Annotated in this window: 1 protein-coding gene; it reads right to left on the reverse strand. The window is 24.4% G+C overall.

Features of this window, described 5'->3' with window-relative positions; translation table 11 throughout:
- Positions 1 to 2,253: lipase family protein (locus AJ932_RS10605; protein ID WP_186820611.1), on the reverse strand; the 2,253-nt coding region annotated here is incomplete at its 3' end.
- Between the last annotated feature and the right edge of the window lie 77 nt (positions 2,254 to 2,330).

A 2,330-nucleotide genomic window follows, 5' to 3' on the forward strand; every position in this document is an offset into this window, starting at 1 on the left:
ATCTTGATCTAATTCTCCAAAGTAAAAAGGATTGTTAGGAAGTTCATTTGATCCTGTAAGGAGGGTGGAGTTTAGGAAGATTTTTATATCTAAACTTTTAAAATCTATTTGATATTTTTCTTCTATGTCCTTTATATCCAAAACACTTCTATCTTTTGCAAAAATATCACAATGATTATCATAAATATGGATCAAATTTGACATAGAGATGAAAGAAGTATTGTTAGAATTATCTTGCAAATCTTGTAAATTTACTTTATCTAAGAATATGATTTTTATATTATTTGTCTTTAATACTATGGTATTGGTATTTTTATCATAAAATTGCTCTATGTTAAATACTTCGTTTAAAATTAAATTAACATCATTTTCCTTAGTATTAAAGCTTTGATTATTTAGATTATCTTGTAAGGAAATTTCTTTATTTAAATAGTCTTGGATATCTTTTATTTTTTCATTTCTTTTTTCTTTTAAAGTATTGATAGATTTATAAAGCTTTTTTCTAGTATCAAGATAGGTATCATTGAGCTTTTCTTTATCTAGGATGAAGATTTTTGTGAAAGTAGAATTATAGCTTAGATTGTTTATAGCGGTAGCTTGGGTGAAATAAGTATTTTTATCTTCTCTTAATACTATTAAATTTATACATACATAAAGGCAATAAAAATAACCCAATTTATTATCTAAATCATTTAAAATTAAATCTTGGATTTCATTTAAATCTATATATTTATAATAAGCCTTGTTTTCTTTTAAAAATTCTATCACAGAATACAAATTAAAATATGTTATATCTTTTTGATTAATTTGTTGTATTATTGCATTTAATATAATTTTCTCTTGTGTTTTTTTATGAGAATAGAGTCTATTTTGATAAAAAATTATTTCTGAAAAATACTCTTTAAATTTCTGATTAAAAATTTGTTGTTCTCTTTCATATTTTACTTTATAAAGTTCATACCATTTTAACTCCTCATCATATTTAGCTTTTTTTATTTTATATTCCTCCAAAGCTTGCAATTGCGTAGATGAGAAACCTTGAATATTTGCTGCAAATAAAGGTTTTTTGGGTTCTTTTGGTAAATAATGAATTTGCAAATATTCCAAAGAATTTGAAAAATCATTAGATAGTTTAGGAATGCTAAAATATGACAAAATACGATCATCATAACGAGTTCTTGCGGTAGCCAAAACATTATTATGGTATTTGATAAAAGTCCATAGCTCTTCATCCTTATTTATATTATACTCTAAAAGGTTATCAATTTCTTTATTTTTCATAAGATTTAAAATATAATTTAATTCTATGATAGTAGGCTCTAAAAAATGAGAATCCCAAAATCGATCCCCTAAATTAACAATATAATGCTTCCCGTCTATATCTACTCCTAAATCTTGTATCACCCCTTTTGTATTGGAAGCATCGGAATCAGTATCTGTTTCAATATGATAAGTATTATCACTTGTAGCTAAAATATTTTTGATATTAAGATTAGTAAGGAGCTGATTAACACAATTTATAAATACTTCATCAACTTCAAAAATATCATAAAAATAATTCGTTGATTTACTATAAATTATATTTGTTTTTATAAAGATATAATGTTCTTTTAAGTTTGTTTTATTATGAAAGTATGATTTTATATTTTGAAATAAATTAGAATCATATCCTATTAAGTTTATTTCTATACTTTTTTGATATTTATAAGATCTTATTTGATAAAACAATGCTTGCTCTTTATTATCAGAATTGATAATTTTTCCATCTATTCTGTAAATTTGATTTAAATTTAAAGCTTTTAGTTCTTTTGCACCAGGCGAATTGAAAGTGTAGATTTCTTTAACATTAGCACTAGAATTAACACTCGCTAATGAAAGAGTAAGTAGTTGCGCCAAAGCTCCGCCTAAAGAATGACCTACAATTACCAAACCTTTGTCTTTTATAATATTTGGAAATTCTTTAACACACTCAGAATAAAATTTAATCATATCAAGATATTGATTATAGGGAACTTTGCCTAAAGCTAAATCAACATCAGCATCCAAAATATCTACACTAAAATTACTTGTAGGCTCTGTTCCTCGTATGACTATAATCTTTTGATTATTATCTTTAGTATCTTCAAACAAAGTAGCACTAAAGCCACTTGTAGTGTTGGGCTGATGTTTTAAAAGTTTAAATCTATTTACAAAATCAATAGTTCTTTTACTCAGTACATCATTCAATCCTACCCTACTAATATCATTATCCAATGTTATTTCTTTACTATCAAAACAAGTATTTATAAGAGAAATACAATATTTAGGTTCTATTTTAACTATTTTATTTT

The organism is Campylobacter sp. BCW_6873, assembly GCF_001762365.1.
Taxonomy (GTDB): domain Bacteria; phylum Campylobacterota; class Campylobacteria; order Campylobacterales; family Campylobacteraceae; genus Campylobacter_D; species Campylobacter_D jejuni.